Origin of the sequence: Streptomyces sp. NPDC015127, from assembly GCF_043080095.1 — a bacterium.
GTDB lineage: Bacteria > Actinomycetota > Actinomycetes > Streptomycetales > Streptomycetaceae > Streptomyces.
The window spans coordinates 38,796-55,463 of the sequence record NZ_JBIBVE010000012.1; the positions used below are offsets into that span (position 1 = coordinate 38,796).

Genomic DNA, 16,668 nt, shown 5'->3' on the forward strand with positions numbered 1-16,668 from the left:
ATGGCAGCCGGAACCATCCGCTACTGGGCCGCGGCCAAGTCCGCGGCCGGCGTCGCGGAGGAGCCGTACGCCGCCGAGACGCTCGCCGAGGCGCTCGACGCGGTGCGCGAACGGCACCCGGGCGAGCTGACGCGGGTACTCCGACGGTGTTCGTTCCTCGTCGACGGTGACCCCGTCGGGACCCGGAGCCATGAGACCGTACGCCTTGCCGAGGGCGGCACGGTCGAGGTGCTCCCGCCGTTCGCAGGAGGGTGAACCGCACAGCATGAGCAGCGATCAGCAGTACCCGTACGGTTCGTACGGGGCGCACGAGCCGTACGGACAGCAGCAGCCGGGGCCGTACCAGGGGCAGCAGGACGCCTACGGGCAGCAGCCCTCCCCGGACGCGGGTGCCACGCAGACCTGGCAGGGCGACACCTGGGACACCCAGTACCAGCCGGTCGTGCAGCCCGCTGCCGCGGCCGGCACGGGCTACTTCCCGCCGCCGCCCCAGCCCGCCGCGCCGGACACCGCGCTGCCGCCCGAGGCCCCGGCCGCTCCCGCGCAGGAGGGCCACGCGGCGAGCGGGACCAGCCAGGACACACGGCTCACCGCGGCCCAGCGGGCCCGCGCCGAGGGCCGCTCGCCGATCATCGCGCCCGGTGTGCAGCCCGCCGGGCTGACCGCCGTACTCGCCCTGCTGCTCGCGGGCGGCGCGGCCCTCGGCACGTACGCGCTGCTCGTACCGCTCGTGCTGCTCCAGGCGGTCACCGCGGCGGGCTGGTTCCGGCTGAACGGGATGTGGCCCGCGCGGCAGGGCATCGCCCTGGCCTTCGCGGGCGGCCTCGTCGCCGACGCCGCCCTGCTCACGGCGGGCCGGGCGAACGCCCCCGCCGCGATCATCGGCACGCTCGGGGTGTGGGTGCTGCTCACGCTGGTGCTTCAGCTGCGCAGCCACGCGAGCGCGGACGAGCGGATGTCCGGGTTGATGGCGACGGTCGCATCGGCCGCACTGGCGATCCTGGCCACGGCACTCCTCGCGGCGGCCCCCGACGCGGTGACGATCGGCGCGAGCGCCGTCGCCGTGGCCGCCGTCGCCCGTGCGCTGCCGCTGCCGGGTGCGGTCTCCGTCGTGGTCGCGCTGCTGGCGGCCGCCGGGGCGGGCATCGCCGTCGGCGGTCCGACCGGTCCGGGGCAGGCCGGCGCGCTGCTCGGGTTCGCGGCCGGCGCCTGCGCGCTGATCGGACTGCGGGTGGCCAGCTACGACTACCCGTCCCGCTTCGTCCACATGACGGCGGGGGTGGCGCTGCCGCTGACGGCCGCGGCGCCCGCGGTGTATCTGCTCGGCCGCGCGCTGGTCTGAGCGTGCGGCGGACCCGGCGGTCGCGGTGCGCCCCCCTAGGCCGTCCGGAACCAATGCCGGGTCCCGGACGTCGATCATTGAGCAGACGGCGTCGTCCGGACCGTTTCACGCCCGCGGGCGACCGGGGGCCGACAGGACAGGGTCAGGACAGGGTGGGGGACACCGAGCAATGCGAGCACTGCGGATACTGCTGATCGTCGCCGTGATCCTCGGCGGCCTCTTCGTCGCCGCCGACCGGCTGGCGGTCAATATGGCCGAGTCCGAGGCGGCCGACAGGATCAAGAGCAGTCAGGGCCTGTCCTCGACCCCCCAGGTGTCGATCGGCGGCTTCCCGTTCCTCACCCAGGTGCTGGGCAAGGAGCTGGACGAGGTGGACGTGAGCCTCTCCGGCATCACCGCCACCGCGGGCGGGCGCGAGGTCAACGTCACCGAGGTGAAGGCCCAGTTGCGCGACGTGCGCGTCGACGGCAGCTTCTCCTCCGCGACCGCGGGCCGGGCCGACGGTTCGGCCAACATCTCCTACGCGGACCTGACCGAGGCGGCTCCCAAGGGAGCCACCGTCGGCTACGCGGGTCCCGAGCGGGCCGCGAAGGGGCAGGTCAAGGTGACCGGACCGCTCGTCGGGCTGCTGGAGGGCGCGGGCGTGCGCGTGCCCGGCACGCTGAAGATGCTGCTCGGCGACCGGCAGGTCAGCACGTACAGCACGGTGGGCCTGAGCGACGGGACCACGGTGCGGCTGAAGGCGGAGGAGCTGCCGCGGCTGCCCCTGCCGGGCTTCGACGACAAGCTGCGCGAGGCCGTGGACTACGACCTGGAGATCGACGGCCTGCCGTCGAGCATCACGCTGGACAAGGTCGGGGTGACGGACGAGGGCCTGCGCTTCTCGGGTACCGGCACGAATGTGGCCCTGACCGGCTGAGACCGGGCTCTCCGGCGGCCGGACCGAGCGCGTCGGAACGGGCCCCGGCCGCATGGTGAGACGGCGGCGTCCGGTGGGCAGGAGAGCACGGGCCGAACGTCCCCGCCGGCGCGGTGGGGAAAGGGCTCCATCCCCGCTCCGTCCCGCATAGTGGACGATCGCGTCTCAGAATACGACACGCCGGTGACATGGCCGCCGACTCGTCCCTACGATCGGTCCCATGAAGCAGCGACAGGCGGATCTCACGAAGCGGCGGGCAGTAGACCTGTGCCGCGTCGCCGCCATGCTCTGTCGCACTGTCTGAGCGGGCCCCGACTCCCGTATCCCTCAGGCCCTTCGACCTCTGTCGGGGCCGCCCCGTGCTGATCGACGCGCCTTCCGCGTACCCGCACACCTCTCGCGCACAACCCCTCGCGCACCACCGCCGCACACTGCCCCGGAGGAGAAGAAGCATGAGCCGCAGCGACGTCCTGGTAGACGCCGACTGGGTCGAGGCCCACATCGACGACCCGAAGGTCGTCATCGTCGAGGTCGACGAGGACACCTCGGCCTACGACAAGAACCACATCAAGAACGCGATCCGCATCGACTGGACCAAGGATCTGCAGGACCCGGTCCGCCGTGACTTCATCGACCAGGAGGGCTTCGAGAAGCTCCTGTCGGCGAAGGGCATCGCGAACGACTCCACGGTCGTCCTCTACGGCGGCAACAACAACTGGTTCGCGTCCTACGCCTTCTGGTACTTCAAGCTCTACGGCCACAGCGACGTCCGTCTCCTCGACGGCGGCCGCAAGAAGTGGGAGCTCGACTCCCGCGACCTCGTGGACGGTGCTCAGGTGCCCGCCCGTCCGGCCACCGAGTACAAGGCCAAGCCGCAGGACACCTCCATCCGTGCCTTCCGTGACGACGTCGTCGCCGCGATCGGCGCCCAGAACCTGGTCGACGTGCGGTCGCCCGACGAGTTCAGCGGCAAGCTGCTCGCCCCGGCGCACCTCCCGCAGGAGCAGTCGCAGCGCCCCGGCCACGTGCCGAGCGCCCGCAACATCCCGTGGTCGAAGAACGCCAACGACGACGGCACCTTCAAGTCGGACGACGAGCTCCGCGAGCTCTACGCCGAGGAGCAGGTCGACCTGGCGAAGGACACCATCGCGTACTGCCGGATCGGTGAGCGTTCCGCGCTGACCTGGTTCGTCCTGCACGAGCTGCTCGGTGTCGAGAACGTCAAGAACTACGACGGCTCCTGGACCGAGTACGGCTCCCTCGTCGGCGTGCCGATCGAGCTCGGCGCCAACAAGTAATCCGGACCCCGACCCATAAGGACGAAAACATGTGTGGAGCGAAGGCCGGCGGCCCCGACGCCTCGACGATCAAGCCCGGTGAGACCACCATCCAGGGCCAGGTGACCCGCGACGGCGAGCCCGTCACCGGTTACGTGCGCCTGCTGGACTCGACCGGCGAGTTCACCGCCGAGGTCCCGACCTCGGCGACCGGACAGTTCCGTTTCTACGCGGCCGAGGGCACGTGGACCGTGCGCGCCCTGGTCCCCGGCGCCACGGCGGACCGTACCGTCGTCGCGCAGACGGGCGGGCTCTCCGAGGTCGCGATCGCCGTCTGATCGCCGACTGACCGGCCGAAGGGCCGCACCTCCTGGGGGTTGGACGCTTACCGGGAACGAGGTGCGGCCCTTCGGTCGTCCTTCGGTCGTACGCTGAAGGCATGTACGCGCGACGGCGTCGCAACTATCTGTTGCTGATGGGCGGATGCCTCGTCCTGTTCGTCTCCGCCTGGGCCGTCGTGCGGCTGTGGTCGGTGCCGGTGGCCGTCGGCATGTGCCTCGTCGCCATGGTCATCCCGCCGGTCGCGGCGGTGATCGCCAACCGGCGGGGACCGGACGACCGCTGGTGGGACGACCCGTCCGGGGATCCGACGTCCGACGAGTGGTGGGACGAACTCGACGGGAAGCGCAGGCCGCGTCAGTAGACGAGGGCCTGCACGTCGTCCTGCACGGCCTCGCTGACGAAGACCTGCGCGCCCGCGATCCGTACGCCCTCCAGCACGTCCTTCTCCGTGATCTCGCGCCGGGCCGCGCACTGGGTGCACAGGGTGATGCGCCCGCCGGCCAGGACGGAATCGAGGAGGTCGGGCAGCGGCGCGGCATGCGGCAGCTCGAACTCGGCCGCGCGCCCGGGCAGGGCGAACCACGAGGACTCGCCGGTCAGCCAGAGCGAGACCTCGACCCCGCTGGCGACGGCCACGGCCGCCACGGTGAAGGCCTGGGAGCAGCGTTCGGGTGCGTCGGCACCTGCGGTCACCTTGATCACGAGCTTCTTCGCCATATGCCGAACTGTAATGCTCGTGGCCACAACCCCAGGGCGGGGCCGGTGGTCAGGTGTGTGCGCGGATACGGAATCCGCGCTTCATGCCTTGTGGGGGACTCTTTGGAAACGCAGGACACCGGGGCCTCGCCGGCCCCGGCCCCTGGCACGCCTCCGGAACCGGTCCAGGCTCCGGAACCGGCCGCCCCGGCGCGGGCCGTGGCCGAGCCCGTCGTGGCCGAGCCCGTCACTCCCGGTCGCGGGCGTCGGCGCCGCCGCCGTACCGTCGCGCTGATCGCCGCCGCCGCGGTGCTCGGCGTCGTCGCCGGCACGGTCACCGGCTACGCCGTGCAGTACCAGCGCGAGCCCACCGCGCTGCCCGTGCTGTCGCAGCCCGGCCTCCGGACCCCGAAGCCCGTCCCTGCCACGGCGGACACGACCGCCCGTTCCCTGAACGCGAACCGGTGGGTCAGGACCGACGGCGACCTGCGGGAGCTGCTGCTGCCGAAGCCGAAGGGCGCGACGTCCGAGCGGAAGGCCGACTGGCACGACCTGTACTCCTTCTCGACCTGGTTCGAGAAGGAGGCGGCCATGTTCGAGAACCTGGCCGAGGACGGGTTCCGCCGGTGCGCGACCGTCAGCTGGTCCGTGGACGGCGAGGTCTACGTCGACATCAAGCTGGTGCAGTTCCGCGAGGACGAGGAGCTGAACGCCGCGGCCTTCGGCGAGGCGCAGCAGTGGTACCTCGACGACGACAAGTGGGCGGGCAACGAGGGCGAACCGATTCCCGGCAGCCCCGAAGGCCGTACGTACATCTGGGACGAGCCGCTGCGCGAGGCGGGCTACGAGCCCCTTTACCAGGGCCGGGCCGTGGCCTGGCGGGGCGACATCGTGATGGTCGTCGAATACGCGAACAACTCGGGACCGGTCGACGAGAAGGACCTGAAGTCGCTCGCCAAGCGTCAGTGGGAGCGACTGTGACCGAGCCGACAGATCCGACCGCGCCGGCGGCGGCGCCGCACCCGGAGCCCGACGCGACCGAGCCCGGGGGCGCGCCCGCGCCCGGTGGGGCGCCGGCACCCGAGCCGTCCCCCGCCGCAACTGAGCCCGCCGCCGAGCCTGAGGGCGCGACCGGGCCCGTGACCGATCCCGCGCCCGCCGGAACGCCCCGGCGGCGACGCTTCCCGGTCGCGCTCGTCGCCGCCGCCGTGAGCCTCGGCCTGATCGCCGGCGGGGGCGCCTGGGGCTGGTCCGTCGTGCAGGACGCGGACCGCACCGCCCCCACCGTCGTCTGGGCCGAGCCCGACGAGCACCCCGAGGCCGACATCCCGGCGCTGGAGCCCACCGGCCTGGCCGCCGAGCTGCTGCCGATGCCGTCCTTCTACCGGCCGGGCCCCGATGTCGACGAGTTCGGCAACGACAGCGTGCTGGATGCCGAACGGGCCGTCGCGCTGTTCAAGGACGGCTCGCGCGGGCTGCCGAGCGCGAAGCGCAAGCGGCACGACAAGGCCGTCGACAAGCTGGGCATCAAGGGCCTCGCCGTGCGCAGCTACCGCCCCGCGGACTCGCGCTTCGTCGCGGAGATCCGGCTGGCGCAGCTGGAGAACACCAAGGCCGTGCGCGGCATGGCCGCGTTCCAGAAGGAGCTGGCCGACGCCTTCGGCGTCTTCCGCAAGGGGCCGAAGATCGAGGGCCACCCGAAGGCGACGTGTTTCCTGATGCCCACGGTGGACAAGGTGGAGCTCGACGTCATGACGTGCACCGCCCCCGTGGGCGAGATCCTCGTGAGCGTGTACGCGTACGGCCCGAAGCCGCTCGCCACCGGAACGATCAAGAATCTCGTGCGCGACCAGCTCGACCACATCTCGTCGCCCGGGGAGGCCGTGTGACCGACAACGCCCAGCCCATGCCGCCCCACCCCCTCGCGCCGGAGCCCATCGCGCCGGACACCCTGCCCTCTGCCCCGGACACCCCGCCCCGGGACCGGCGGGTGCTGCGGGCCGCGCTGCGCTGGACCGCCGCGGTGGTCGTCTTCGCCGCGGTGGGCACCGGCACCGCGTACGGCATCGTCTCGAAGGAGCGCACCGACGTCCCCGGGCTGTCGACGCTGAGCGACGGACGGTGGCAGTACCCGAGGCTCACCAAGCCGGCGCTGCCGGCCGGCGCCCCGCTGCCCTTCGACCCGACGAACACGGCCGAGATCCACTACGCCGGCCTGGAGCAGTTGCTGCTCCCGGCCCCGGCGGACAGCACTCCCGAGCCGACCCTGCGCGGCGAACGCAGCCGGGTGCCGTTCGACCGCTTCGTGCGGGAGTACATGGACGACGAACAGGACAGCCTGCGCGAGCACCTCACCGAGTCCCGCGCGCGCCACGTCGTGGCACGAGGCTGGACGATGCCCGACGGCACATCGGCCCGGATCTTCCTGATCCGGTTCCACACGTCGGCGATCGCGGGCGACTTCTTCGACACGCAGCTGGGCGGCGGCCCCGACACGCTGCTGCAGCCGAAGGGGGTGGAGGAGATGTCGTCGTACGACGACGCCTACGACCCGAAGGCGAAGGTGAGCTCCACCGAGCGCTACGTCTACGACGAGGCGGCGCCGCGCGGACCCGTCCATGTGCGCCACGCCTACATCACGGCGGGCGACACGGTCGCGTTCGTCGTGTTCTCCCGCAAGGGCGAGGTGCCGCGGGTGCCGTTCCACCAGACCGTCGTCCTGCAGAACCAGCTCCTCGGCTGACGCGGACCTCACAGAACGGGTCCGGCCCCGGCCTACTAAGCTGGGGACCGGCCCGTTCTGCCTTCACCGCTCATTCGAGGAGCACTCCGTGATCGTTTTCTTCGAAGCCCTGCTGGTCCTGGTCTGCGTCGGCGTCCTCGCCTTCACCGGTCTGGCTGTGAAGAAGCTGTACCAGGGCCAGCGCTGACCGCCCGTACCGTCACCGACCGACAGAGCTGCTCATGATCGAGATCCCGTCCGACCTCAACCCGGACCTCGTCCCCCTCGCGTTCCTCCTCGGCACGTGGGAGGGCGCGGGCGTATCCGACTTCCCCGGCGCCGAGAAGTGCAACTTCGGCCAGAGCGTGACCTTCAGCCATGACGGCCGGGACTTCATCGAGTACGTCTCGCACTCCTGGGTCCTCGACTCCGACGGCAACAAGGTCAAGCCGCTGGAGAGCGAGAGCGGCTACTGGCGCATCGACAAGGACCGCAAGGTCGAGGTCGTCATGGTCCGCGACCAGGGCATCGTGGAGGTCTGGTACGGCGAGCTCGCCCACCAGAAGCCGCAGATCGACCTGGTGACCGACGCCGTCGCGCGCACTGCCGCCTCGGGCCCGTACAGCGGCGGCAAGCGGCTCTACGGCTATGTGAAGAGCGACCTGATGTGGGTCGGCGAGAAGTCCACCCCCGATGTCCCGCTGCGGCCGTACATGTCGGCGCACCTGAAGAAGGTCGTCACCCCGGAGCAGGTCGAGGCCTGGGCCAAGGACCTCGGAGACCTGCCCGACGACGGCATCGCGTTCTTCAAGTAGGACAGGGCTTCGGACAAGCCGGCGCCGGGCGGGGTGCCGCTGCCTACACTGGGGGCTGTGGTGAGCACCGACTGGAAGAGCGATCTGCGGCAGCGCGGCTACCGGCTGACCCCGCAGCGCCAGCTTGTCCTGGAGGCCGTGGACACCCTCGAGCACGCCACCCCGGACGAGATCCTCGGCGAGGTGCGCAAGACGGCGTCCGGGGTGAACATCTCCACGGTCTACCGGACGCTGGAGCTGCTGGAGGAGCTGGGCCTGGTCTCGCACGCCCATCTCGGCCACGGTGCCCCCACCTATCACCTCGCCGACCGGCACCACCATCTGCACCTGGTGTGCCGGGACTGCACGGACGTGATCGAGGCGGACGTCGAGGTGGCCGCCGACTTCACCGCCAAGCTGCGCGCGACCTTCGGTTTCGACACGGACATGAAGCACTTCGCGATCTTCGGCCGGTGCGAGGACTGCGCGGGGAAGGCGAAGGAGCAGGCGCCCGGCCGGACGCCGCCTACCGGGTCGTAGTCTTGCTGGTATGAAGAGCCCTCTCCTGTCCCTGCCCGGCGCGGTCCCCGCCGAGGGACGCGACGAAGGGGTCGCCGCGCACTACGGCGACCTGTTCCGTGAGCAGCGCGCGCTCGCCGGCGGCAAGGGTCTCGTCGACCTCTCGCACCGCGGCGTCGTCACCGTCACCGGCGACGACCGGCTGAGCTGGCTGCATCTGCTGCTCACCCAGCACGTGAGCGATCTGCCCGCGGGCCAGGCCACCGAGGCGCTGATCCTCTCCGCACACGGGCACATCGAGCACGCCCTGTATCTCGTCGACGACGGCGAGACGGTGTGGGCCCACGTCGAGCCGGGCACCCAGGAGGCACTGATCGCCTACCTGGAGTCGATGAAGTTCTTCTACCGGGTCGAGGTCGCCGACCGCACCGACGATTTCGCCGTCGTCCACCTGCCGGCCGGTTCGATCGCCGAGGCGCCGGAGGGCGTGGTCGTCCGGGAGACCGCGTACGGCCGCGACCTGTTCCTGCCGCGCGCGGACCTGGAGGCGTACGTGGCGCAGCACGGCCCGGTCGCCGGGATCCTCGCGTACGAGGCGCTGCGGATCGAGCAGCACCGGCCGCGGGTCGGTTTCGAGACCGACCACCGCACCATTCCGCACGAGCTGGGCTGGATCGGCAGCGCGGTCCATCTGCAGAAGGGCTGCTACCGCGGCCAGGAGACCGTCGCGCGTGTCCACAACCTGGGGAAGCCGCCGCGCAGGCTGGTCTTCCTGCACCTGGACGGCAGCGAGGTACACCTGCCCGCCGCCGGCACGCCCGTGCGGCTGGCCGCGGAGGGCGACGAGGGCCGCCAGCTGGGCTTCGTCACGACGTCCGGCCGCCACCACGAGCTGGGGCCGATCGCGCTCGCGCTGGTGAAGCGGAACGTGCCGGTGGACGCGGAGCTGATGGCCGGCGACACGGCTGCCGCCCAGGAGACGATCGTCGAGCCGTAGCGCTGCCCGGCGGACCGGGGCACGTCCCCGGTCGCTACACCTCGACGATGATCGTGAACGGGCCGTTGTTCGTCAGCGAGACACGCATCTGCGCGCCGAACCGGCCCGTCTCCACGTGCGCGCCCAGCGACCTCAGCCGGGCGACCACCTCGTCGACCAGAGGTTCGGCGACAGGGCCCGGCGCCGCCGCGTTCCACGTGGGGCGGCGACCCTTGCGGGCGTCCCCGTAGAGGGTGAACTGCGAGATCACCAGCAGCGGCGCCCCCGTGTCCGAGCAGGACTTCTCGCCCTCCAGCAGCCGTACGGACCAGAGTTTGCGGGCCAGCTGGGCCGCTTTCTCCTTCGTGTCCTCGTGGGTGACCCCCACCAGCACACACAGTCCTTCGCCGACGATCTCGCCGACCGTCTCCGGCCCCGACTCACCGGGAACCACGACGCTCGCGCCGTCCACCCTCTGCACCACTGCTCGCATGGGGAGAAAACTACCTGGCCGCCATTCGGGGCCGAACAGGTGCAGACCGCCTGCGACGGGACGTATCGGAGTGGCACGATGCACGCAGGCGGTGCATCCCCCAGGCCCTCCGGGCCCGGAGAGGCCCATGCACCGGTTGCGAGGGGACGGACAACGCACATGAGCACATCTGGCGCCGGGCGGTCGCTCGGCCCCGTATCGGTTTCCGGGCCGGGTTCCCGGCCGGTCGCCGTGCCGGTCTCCCTGGCGGGTCCGCGGGCGGTGTCCGCGGCGGATCCCGCCCCGGCCGCACGGCCGCCCCACCAGCGCACCTGCGCCGAGCTGCCCGAGCCCGTCCGGCACGATCTCGCCGCGCTGCGGCTGCCCGAACTACGCGCCCTGCGCCGGGACTCGCAGCGGGACGAGGCCGACCTCAGCTATGTGCGGCGGCTGGTCCAGGGCCGGATCGACATCCTGCGGGCCGAACTGGAGCGCAGGGCCGACCCGGAGGCGCCGGTCGTCGACCGGCTCTCCGAGATCCTCGCGGACGCCCCGTCGCGCCGGGGGTCGTCCGCCCGGCACGTCACGCTGTCGACGCCGCACGGGGAGGAGTACCGCCGCCTCGCGTCCGACATGCTCGACGAGGTGGGCCTGTCCGACCTCGACGCCCGCACGGACGACGAGCTGCACACCGCGATGGGGCGGCTGCTCGCCTACGAACAGCAGGTCTCCCGGCGCCGGCAGGAGCTCCAGCGGACCGCCGACGACTGCAGCGCCGAGATCACCCGCAGGTACCGTGAGGGCGAAGCACAAGTCGACGACCTGCTGACCTGACACGGGCTCCTGGGGGCGATCCTCCCAGGGACGGTGTCCGCGGTCGCCCGTCCGGAAGGCCGCCCGCCATGCCCCCCTCCGCCCCCTCCCCGGTCCTCGCCGAGGTCGTGCGTTCCGGCTTCGTCGAGGGCCTGCACCGGGGCGCACTGGTCGTGCTCGCGGCGGACGGCGGGGTCGAACTGGCGCTGGGCGACGTCACCGCGCCCGTCTTCCCCCGCTCGTCGAACAAGCCGATGCAGGCCGCCGCGGTGCTGCGCGCCGGGGTCGACCTGTCCGGCGAGCGCCTCGCGCTGGCCGCCGCCAGCCACTCCGGTGAGGGCTTCCACCTCGACCTCGTCCGCACGATGCTCGCCGAGCACGGGCTCACGGCCGATGACCTGCGCACGCCGCCGGACCTGCCGCTGGACCGGGTGGAGGCCGAGGCGTACCTCGCGGCCGGGCAGGTGCGGGACAGGGTCGCCATGGACTGCTCCGGCAAGCACGCCGCCATGCTGGCGGCCTGCGTCCACAACGGCTGGGACCGCGCGGGCTACGCGGACCCCGACCACCCGCTCCAGCGGCTGGTGCGGTCGGTCGTCGAGGAGTCCGCGGGGGAGCCGGTCGCGGCCGTGGGCACCGACGGCTGCGGCGCGCCGCTGATGGCCATCAGCCTGACCGGACTCGCGCGCGCCTTCCGCCGCTTCGTGCTGGCGGAGCCCGGCTCGCCCGAGCGCCGCGTCGCGGACGCGATGCGCGCCCACCCCGAGTACGTCGCGGGGACGCGCCGCCCCGATACCTGGCTGATGCGGGAGGTGCCCGGAGCGCTGGCGAAGGTGGGCGCCGAGGCGGTGCAGGCGGTGGCGCTGGCGGACGGGCGCGCGCTGGCGCTCAAGATCGACGACGGGGCGTCCCGGGCGCTGGGGCCGGTGACGGCGCGGACGCTGGCGCTGATGGGCGTCGACTCGCCGGTCCTCGCCCGCATCGGGCACATGCCGCTGCTCGGCGGAGGCGCCGAGGTGGGCGCGGTCCGCGCGGTGTTCTGACGCGGGCGGCCCGGGCGAAAACGACATGCGCGGGGCTCGACGGGCGGCCTAGCGTGGGCGCATGAGTGTCGAGACGCGCCGGATCTCCGCGACCGAGTTCCCCGACTGGCTGAAGGCGCTGGCCACGGGCTTTCTGCGGCCGCCGGTGGTCACCGACGAGGAGGTCGCGGACCGCCTCCCGCACACCGACCTCACCCGCACCCGGGGCGCGTTCGACCAGGGCCGCTGTGTGGCGACGTACCGCTCGTTCGCCCAGGAGCTCACCGTCGTCGGCGGCGCCCGCGTCGCGGCCAGTGCCGTGTCGAACGTGACCGTTTCGCCGACCCACCGCCGCCGCGGCCTGCTCACCCGGATGATCACCGAGGACCTGGCGGAGGCCAAGGAGCGCGGCGACGCGGTCTCCACGCTGATCGCCGCGGAGTACCCGATCTACGGGCGGTACGGCTACGGCCCCGCCGCCTCGCTCACCGAGTGGTCCGTCGACGTGCCGCGCGCCGGCCTCGACGGCCGCTGGTCGCGCCCGGACGACGGCGGCCGCGTCGACCTGGTCGACGGCGCGGACGTGCGCAAGCTGGGCCCGGAGCTGCACGGGCGCCTCGCCGCCCGGCAGCACGGCGTGGTCAACCGCGACGAGCGGTGGTGGCAGGTCAACACGGGCCAGGTGGTGACGCCCGCGTTCCCGTGGACGGAGCCGTACTACGCGGTGTACCGGTCGGCCGCCGGCGAGGTGGAGGGCCTGCTGACGTACGCGGCGGACGACAAGTGGGGCGATGCCAAGCAGCCGCTGAACACGGCCACCGTCCGGGATCTGATCGCGGTGACGCCGGCCGCGGAGCGGGCGCTGTGGCACTTCGTGTGCTCGGTGGACTGGATCACCACGGTCCGGTCCGGCGGGCGCGCACCCGACGACCTGCTCCCGGACCTGCTGCCCGACCCGCGGGCGGCCAGGGTGGTGACGCAGGCGGACTTCCTTTGGGTGCGTGTGCTGGACGTCGTACGGGCGCTGGAGGCGCGGACGTACACGACGGAGGCGTCGCTGGTGCTGGAGGTCGTGGACACCGAGGGTCTCGCGGGAGGCCGTTTCGCCCTGACGGTGTCGCCGGACGGGGCGACCTGCGCCCCGTCCTCGTCCACGCCCGATCTGACGCTGGACGTACGGGAGTTGGGTGCGCTGTACCTGGGCGACGCCTCGGCGCTGCGGCTCGCGGCGCTGGGCCGGGTGGCGGAGAACGGCCCGGGCGCCGTGGCGCTGGCGGACAGGGTGTTCCGCGCGGCGCGCCGGGCCTGGTGCCCGGACGTCTTCTGAGACCCGGGGTGTGAGGGGCGGGGGCGGGGGCCCCGCCGGTGTCACCGGACCGGCAGGCTCACTGGCCGGGACCGGTCAGCAGCATCACGAGGATGATCGAGCCGATGGCGGTGCAGGTCGCGTTCCTGGCCTTCACCCCGATGGTCAGCATGGCCAGGCCCACCACGCCCATGGCGCCGAACTGCCATTGGATCAGCTGCTCGAAGCCGAGGGCGAAGACGGCAAGTACGAGGGCGAGCAGAGGCATGGGGGTCCCCTCCTTCACGATGGCGGGGAGCGCCTGTGCCCGCACGCCGTTGTACCTGCTGGGCGCCCCGTGAGTCGGTCAAGAAGTCAAGTCGCAGACAAATCCTTCTCGTTGACCTGATGGTTGTCTTCCCTGTGTCAGGTGACCAGTAAACTTGTATGAATATTTGATCGCCTACTTGACCGGAAAGGTGCGATCAAGTGGAAGATGGCCGAATGGCGTCGCACAGGGCGTCGTGATCTGTCCGACCTGACAAGGCAATTACGCACCGGGTTCGTCTGGTTGTACGGTGGTTGCGTGGCGGTACAGGGAACAGCGGGCGAGGACAGCACCAAGTACGAGTACGTCGCAGGCAAGTTGCGTGACGGCATCCTGGACGGTGTGTACGGGGCCGGCAAACTGCTGCCGCCGCAGCGTGAGTTGATGGAGGCGTTCGACGTCTCCCGCGCGACCGTGACCAAAGCTCTGCACGTGCTCCGGCAGGAAGGGCTGATCGCGTCGCGACAGGGCAGCGGGGCCCGCGTCCTGGTCCCCGGCGGCCGTCTGCCCCGTACTCCGGAGCCCGCGCCGCACGGCGAGCCCCGCCAGGCCCTGGAGACACTGCAGCCCCACCTCCAGGCGGCCTTCGAGGCGGATGTCATCACCATGGACGTCTTCTCTCTGACGTCGGAGACGATGAACCGCCAGCTGGGTGCCCAGATCACCCGGATTCATGACGGCGAAATCCGGCCACAGAGCATCTCCCTGCGGCTGATGGTGCCCGACCCGGGCATCAAGCTCGCCTTCCCCGCCTCGCTGGACGACCCCGACGACGACCGGCCGCGCCGGCGCCACCGCGACACCCTGATCCGCTGTTCCGAGTCGCTGAAGGACGAATTGCGTACGCTCAGGCGACAGCGGCTGGTGCCCCAGGTCTCGGTCCGGATCCGGACCGTCGCCCTGACACCGATCAGCAAGATGTACCTGCTGAACAAGGACCTGCTCCTCGAGGGCTACTACACCCTGGAAGGAACGGATCCGCAGACCGCCGAGGGCGAGGAGCCGGAGGGCACAACCCTCAACTCGCTCGGCCTCGGTGCCACGCTCTTTCCGTACTCCAAGCCCGACCAGGCACTGAAGGTGGAGACAGCGCAAGCGTTCTTCGACTCCTACTGGGACCTCCTGGCCCGAGATGCGGATTTTGGCGACTGATCGTGTTGCTCACCTCCCCTCCCTCACCCTCCAAGCGGCTGCGGGAGCTGTTCTCCCGTGCCCGTCTCGTCCTCCTCGACTTCGACGGACCCGTGTGCGACCTCTTCGCGGAGCGCAGCGCCCCGGAGATCGCCCGCCGGCTGTGCGAGCGCATCGGCCCTGACGGGCTCCGCAGGGCCGGCATCGACGAGGGCGTCACCGACCCCCTCGCCGTGCTGCTCGGCACCCATCGCGCCGACCCCGGCGACGTGTCCGGCCTCGCCCTCGCCGTGCGCAAACTGCTGGCCGAGGAGGAGACCCTGGCCGCCGCGACCGCCGTGCCCACGCCCGGGGCCGTACACCTCATGGAGCGCCTGGCCGGGGGCGGGAAGCTGCTGGGCATCGCCTCCAACAACTGCGTGCCCGCCATCCGTACCCACCTGGACCTGCACGGTCTGCTCGCGTACGTCACCGATCCGGGCCGTCCGGGCGACGGACACCGCATCGTCGGCCGGCACGACGACCCCGACCTGATGAAGCCCCATCCGTACGCCCTGCGGACGCTGCTCACGGCGACGGGAACGGACCCCGGTGACGGCGTGATGATCGGCGATTCGCCCAACGACGCGCTGGCCGCCGCCGAGGCGGGAGTGCCGTTCATCGGCATCCATCCGGACGCGGCCAAGCGCGACGCGCTGCGCGCCGCCGGCGCCGAGTGCCTGGTCGACTCCATGCACGTGCTGGCGGCCGCCGCCGCCTGACCGGCGAGTGACCTGACGGTCTCTCAACTTCTCTCTTGCGCAAGTGGTTTGAGGCCACAGCTACTCTTGGGTATGAAGGTGATCGGCGGCCGGCACGGCCCGCCCGTTGGTGCCTTCGGCCTCGAGAGCGCAGGACCCGCATGCCCGATGTAGCCCGTAGTGCCTCCGGACGTGTCGTGGACAGCTGGGAATCGCTGTACCGAGCAGCAGGCCAGGGCACCCCCCTGGCCGGTTACTACCACCGCAACTACTGCGTGGAACTGCCGCATCCGCTGGCGCGCTCCCTCGCGCTGCCCTCCGGCACGATCGTCAAGGTACGGGCTCCGATCAACGGCGCCGGGCAGTTCAACCTGCGCATCTGGCCCGAGGAGGAGCTGCTCTTCGCGATCGAGGGGCGCGTGCAGGGCAACCCCCGCGTCCTCGCCGACCGCCCCGGATTCACCGTGCACTCGTACGCCGAGGGCGTGGCGCTGTCGGAGCGGCTCGGCCGGGGCGGGCGGCTCGGCCGCGCGTACACCGACGCGCTCGGCGAGCTGTTCCGCCAGACGACCGCCGTGCCCGCGCGGCTGCTGCCGCCCTGCCCCGCGGGCTGGCCGGCGGACGGCGACTGCCCCGGCTTCCTGCGGGCACTGATCGACTTCACCCGGAGCGAGGTGAAGGGCCGGCACGGCAAGGACTTCGGGTCGCTGTTCGACGAGCTGAAGGTGCCGGACGACGCGTTCGAGCGGCTCGCGCAGCGCGCCGACGCGCTTGGCAGACGCCCTTTTGTGCTCCTTCACACCGACATCCACGGCGGAAACCTCATCGTCGGGACGGACGGCGGTCTCTCGCTGATCGACTGGGAGCTCGCCCTGTTCGGGGATCCGGTGTACGAGATCGCCTCCCACCTGGCCCGGATGCGGTACGCCAGGCGTGCGGAACGGCGGGCGGCGCTGCACGCCTGGGGCGCCGCCCTCGCCCGCAGCCGCCCCGAGGCGCTGCCGGGGCATCGCCGGGCGCTGCGGATCTATCTCGACTTCGAGCGCCTTCAGTCGGTCTACATCGACGTCATCCGGCTCGCGCAGGGTTTCGCCCGCCGCCCCGACCGGGCCGGCCGGGAAAGGGCGGCCGAGGGGATCGAGACGGTCCTGCGGGCCGCACGCGGGCCGCTCGGGGTGCTGCGGACACCGCACCGGCGGCGCATAGAGGAGGCCCTGACGCGGGCGGCGCCCACACTGCAGGGCGGCGGTCCCGTGGCCTGACGCGCGGCCGTGCTGGTTAGGCTGATCG

General features: G+C 71.9%; 22 protein-coding genes. 19 read left to right on the forward strand and 3 right to left on the reverse strand.

Annotated features, from left to right (window positions below):
• From ACF08N_RS23590 to ACF08N_RS23620, 7 genes are all read left to right on the forward strand, one after another.
• Window positions 1-255, forward strand: coding sequence for a MoaD/ThiS family protein (locus ACF08N_RS23590; RefSeq protein ID WP_392326651.1), 255 nt, complete (start codon window positions 1-3; stop codon window positions 253-255).
• A gap of 10 nt (window positions 256-265) precedes the next feature.
• Complete coding sequence (locus tag ACF08N_RS23595; RefSeq protein ID WP_392326652.1) at window positions 266-1,342, forward strand: hypothetical protein; 1,077 nt, start codon at window positions 266-268, stop codon at window positions 1,340-1,342.
• Window positions 1,343-1,511: 169 nt separating this feature from the next.
• On the forward strand, window positions 1,512-2,261 hold the full coding sequence (locus ACF08N_RS23600) for a DUF2993 domain-containing protein (RefSeq protein ID WP_392326653.1): 750 nt from the start codon (window positions 1,512-1,514) through the stop codon (window positions 2,259-2,261).
• A gap of 220 nt (window positions 2,262-2,481) precedes the next feature.
• Window positions 2,482-2,565, forward strand: a complete 84-nt coding sequence (locus ACF08N_RS23605) for a putative leader peptide (RefSeq protein WP_355648638.1) — start codon at window positions 2,482-2,484, stop codon at window positions 2,563-2,565.
• Window positions 2,566-2,713: 148 nt separating this feature from the next.
• Window positions 2,714-3,559, forward strand: coding sequence for a sulfurtransferase (locus tag ACF08N_RS23610; protein WP_392326654.1), 846 nt, complete (start codon window positions 2,714-2,716; stop codon window positions 3,557-3,559).
• A gap of 29 nt (window positions 3,560-3,588) precedes the next feature.
• Window positions 3,589-3,876, forward strand: a complete 288-nt coding sequence (locus ACF08N_RS23615) for a DUF1416 domain-containing protein (RefSeq protein WP_017945923.1) — start codon at window positions 3,589-3,591, stop codon at window positions 3,874-3,876.
• A 101-nt stretch (window positions 3,877-3,977) separates the two neighbouring features.
• Entirely contained in the window at window positions 3,978-4,241 is a 264-nt protein-coding gene (locus ACF08N_RS23620; protein ID WP_392326655.1) for a DUF3099 domain-containing protein, read from the forward strand.
• Here ACF08N_RS23620 and ACF08N_RS23625 read toward each other — a convergent pair.
• The gene (locus ACF08N_RS23625) at window positions 4,235-4,597 is read right to left on the reverse strand and encodes a DsrE family protein (protein WP_392326656.1); all 363 of its coding nucleotides are present in this window, start codon (window positions 4,595-4,597) and stop codon (window positions 4,235-4,237) included. The genes ACF08N_RS23620 and ACF08N_RS23625 overlap by 7 nt on opposite strands.
• Window positions 4,598-4,795: 198 nt before the next feature.
• On the opposite strand from ACF08N_RS23625, the gene ACF08N_RS23630 reads away from it, so the two are divergent.
• From ACF08N_RS23630 to ACF08N_RS23655, 6 genes are all read left to right on the forward strand, one after another.
• Window positions 4,796-5,557 carry a hypothetical protein gene (locus ACF08N_RS23630; RefSeq protein ID WP_392326657.1) on the forward strand — a complete coding sequence of 254 codons (762 nt, stop codon included), beginning with the start codon at window positions 4,796-4,798 and terminating at the stop codon, window positions 5,555-5,557.
• Window positions 5,554-6,465, forward strand: a complete 912-nt coding sequence (locus ACF08N_RS23635) for a hypothetical protein (protein ID WP_392326658.1) — start codon at window positions 5,554-5,556, stop codon at window positions 6,463-6,465. The genes ACF08N_RS23630 and ACF08N_RS23635 overlap by 4 nt, the downstream gene beginning before the upstream one ends.
• Window positions 6,462-7,319, forward strand: a complete 858-nt coding sequence (locus ACF08N_RS23640) for a hypothetical protein (RefSeq protein ID WP_392326659.1) — start codon at window positions 6,462-6,464, stop codon at window positions 7,317-7,319. Before ACF08N_RS23635 ends, ACF08N_RS23640 begins: the two co-directional genes overlap by 4 nt.
• Window positions 7,320-7,540: 221 nt before the next feature.
• Window positions 7,541-8,113 (forward strand): FABP family protein, encoded by a 573-nt coding sequence (locus ACF08N_RS23645; protein WP_392326660.1) that lies wholly within the window; start codon window positions 7,541-7,543, stop codon window positions 8,111-8,113.
• 57 nt (window positions 8,114-8,170) lie between these two features.
• Window positions 8,171-8,632, forward strand: a complete 462-nt coding sequence (locus ACF08N_RS23650; protein ID WP_392326661.1) for a Fur family transcriptional regulator — start codon at window positions 8,171-8,173, stop codon at window positions 8,630-8,632.
• A 10-nt stretch (window positions 8,633-8,642) separates the two neighbouring features.
• Window positions 8,643-9,608, forward strand: a complete 966-nt coding sequence (locus tag ACF08N_RS23655) for a YgfZ/GcvT domain-containing protein (protein WP_392326662.1) — start codon at window positions 8,643-8,645, stop codon at window positions 9,606-9,608.
• Window positions 9,609-9,642: 34 nt separating this feature from the next.
• On the opposite strand, the gene dtd is transcribed toward ACF08N_RS23655, so the two are convergent.
• A complete protein-coding gene (dtd, locus tag ACF08N_RS23660) occupies window positions 9,643-10,080 on the reverse strand; it encodes a D-aminoacyl-tRNA deacylase (RefSeq protein ID WP_392326663.1) in 438 nt (145 codons plus the stop codon).
• A 159-nt stretch (window positions 10,081-10,239) separates the two neighbouring features.
• On the opposite strand from dtd, the gene ACF08N_RS23665 reads away from it, so the two are divergent.
• From ACF08N_RS23665 to ACF08N_RS23675, 3 genes are all read left to right on the forward strand, one after another.
• Window positions 10,240-10,893, forward strand: a complete 654-nt coding sequence (locus ACF08N_RS23665) for an AmfC protein (protein WP_392326664.1) — start codon at window positions 10,240-10,242, stop codon at window positions 10,891-10,893.
• A gap of 68 nt (window positions 10,894-10,961) precedes the next feature.
• Window positions 10,962-11,915 carry an asparaginase gene (locus ACF08N_RS23670; protein ID WP_392326665.1) on the forward strand — a complete coding sequence of 318 codons (954 nt, stop codon included), beginning with the start codon at window positions 10,962-10,964 and terminating at the stop codon, window positions 11,913-11,915.
• Between the two features lie 61 nt (window positions 11,916-11,976).
• Window positions 11,977-13,221: a GNAT family N-acetyltransferase gene (locus tag ACF08N_RS23675; protein ID WP_392326666.1), complete on the forward strand. Its 1,245-nt coding sequence runs from the start codon at window positions 11,977-11,979 to the stop codon at window positions 13,219-13,221.
• Window positions 13,222-13,279: 58 nt separating this feature from the next.
• Here the strand turns inward: ACF08N_RS23675 and ACF08N_RS23680 are convergent, their stop codons facing one another.
• Window positions 13,280-13,468 (reverse strand): hypothetical protein, encoded by a 189-nt coding sequence (locus tag ACF08N_RS23680; RefSeq protein ID WP_392326667.1) that lies wholly within the window; start codon window positions 13,466-13,468, stop codon window positions 13,280-13,282.
• Window positions 13,469-13,765: 297 nt separating this feature from the next.
• Here ACF08N_RS23680 and ACF08N_RS23685 point away from each other — a divergent pair, with 297 nt between their 5' ends.
• The 3 genes from ACF08N_RS23685 (at window position 13,766) to ACF08N_RS23695 (ending at window position 16,640) form a co-directional block, all read left to right on the forward strand.
• Entirely contained in the window at window positions 13,766-14,659 is an 894-nt protein-coding gene (locus ACF08N_RS23685; RefSeq protein WP_392326668.1) for a winged helix-turn-helix domain-containing protein, read from the forward strand.
• Between the two features lie 2 nt (window positions 14,660-14,661).
• Window positions 14,662-15,399 carry an HAD family hydrolase gene (locus tag ACF08N_RS23690; protein WP_392326669.1) on the forward strand — a complete coding sequence of 246 codons (738 nt, stop codon included), beginning with the start codon at window positions 14,662-14,664 and terminating at the stop codon, window positions 15,397-15,399.
• Between the two features lie 176 nt (window positions 15,400-15,575).
• Window positions 15,576-16,640 carry a phosphotransferase gene (locus ACF08N_RS23695; protein WP_392326670.1) on the forward strand — a complete coding sequence of 355 codons (1,065 nt, stop codon included), beginning with the start codon at window positions 15,576-15,578 and terminating at the stop codon, window positions 16,638-16,640.
• Window positions 16,641-16,668: the final 28 nt, after the last annotated feature.

Coding starts and splice junctions, on each gene's coding strand:
- ACF08N_RS23590 (WP_392326651.1), top strand. CDS start 1: ATGGCAGCCGGAACCATCCGCTACTGGGCCGCGGCCAAGTCCGCGGCC.
- ACF08N_RS23595 (WP_392326652.1), top strand. CDS start 266: ATGAGCAGCGATCAGCAGTACCCGTACGGTTCGTACGGGGCGCACGAG.
- ACF08N_RS23600 (WP_392326653.1), top strand. CDS start 1,512: ATGCGAGCACTGCGGATACTGCTGATCGTCGCCGTGATCCTCGGCGGC.
- ACF08N_RS23605 (WP_355648638.1), top strand. CDS start 2,482: ATGAAGCAGCGACAGGCGGATCTCACGAAGCGGCGGGCAGTAGACCTG.
- ACF08N_RS23610 (WP_392326654.1), top strand. CDS start 2,714: ATGAGCCGCAGCGACGTCCTGGTAGACGCCGACTGGGTCGAGGCCCAC.
- ACF08N_RS23615 (WP_017945923.1), top strand. CDS start 3,589: ATGTGTGGAGCGAAGGCCGGCGGCCCCGACGCCTCGACGATCAAGCCC.
- ACF08N_RS23620 (WP_392326655.1), top strand. CDS start 3,978: ATGTACGCGCGACGGCGTCGCAACTATCTGTTGCTGATGGGCGGATGC.
- ACF08N_RS23625 (WP_392326656.1), bottom strand. CDS start 4,597: ATGGCGAAGAAGCTCGTGATCAAGGTGACCGCAGGTGCCGACGCACCC.
- ACF08N_RS23645 (WP_392326660.1), top strand. CDS start 7,541: ATGATCGAGATCCCGTCCGACCTCAACCCGGACCTCGTCCCCCTCGCG.
- ACF08N_RS23655 (WP_392326662.1), top strand. CDS start 8,643: ATGAAGAGCCCTCTCCTGTCCCTGCCCGGCGCGGTCCCCGCCGAGGGA.
- dtd (WP_392326663.1), bottom strand. CDS start 10,080: ATGCGAGCAGTGGTGCAGAGGGTGGACGGCGCGAGCGTCGTGGTTCCC.
- ACF08N_RS23665 (WP_392326664.1), top strand. CDS start 10,240: ATGAGCACATCTGGCGCCGGGCGGTCGCTCGGCCCCGTATCGGTTTCC.
- ACF08N_RS23670 (WP_392326665.1), top strand. CDS start 10,962: ATGCCCCCCTCCGCCCCCTCCCCGGTCCTCGCCGAGGTCGTGCGTTCC.
- ACF08N_RS23675 (WP_392326666.1), top strand. CDS start 11,977: ATGAGTGTCGAGACGCGCCGGATCTCCGCGACCGAGTTCCCCGACTGG.
- ACF08N_RS23680 (WP_392326667.1), bottom strand. CDS start 13,468: ATGCCTCTGCTCGCCCTCGTACTTGCCGTCTTCGCCCTCGGCTTCGAG.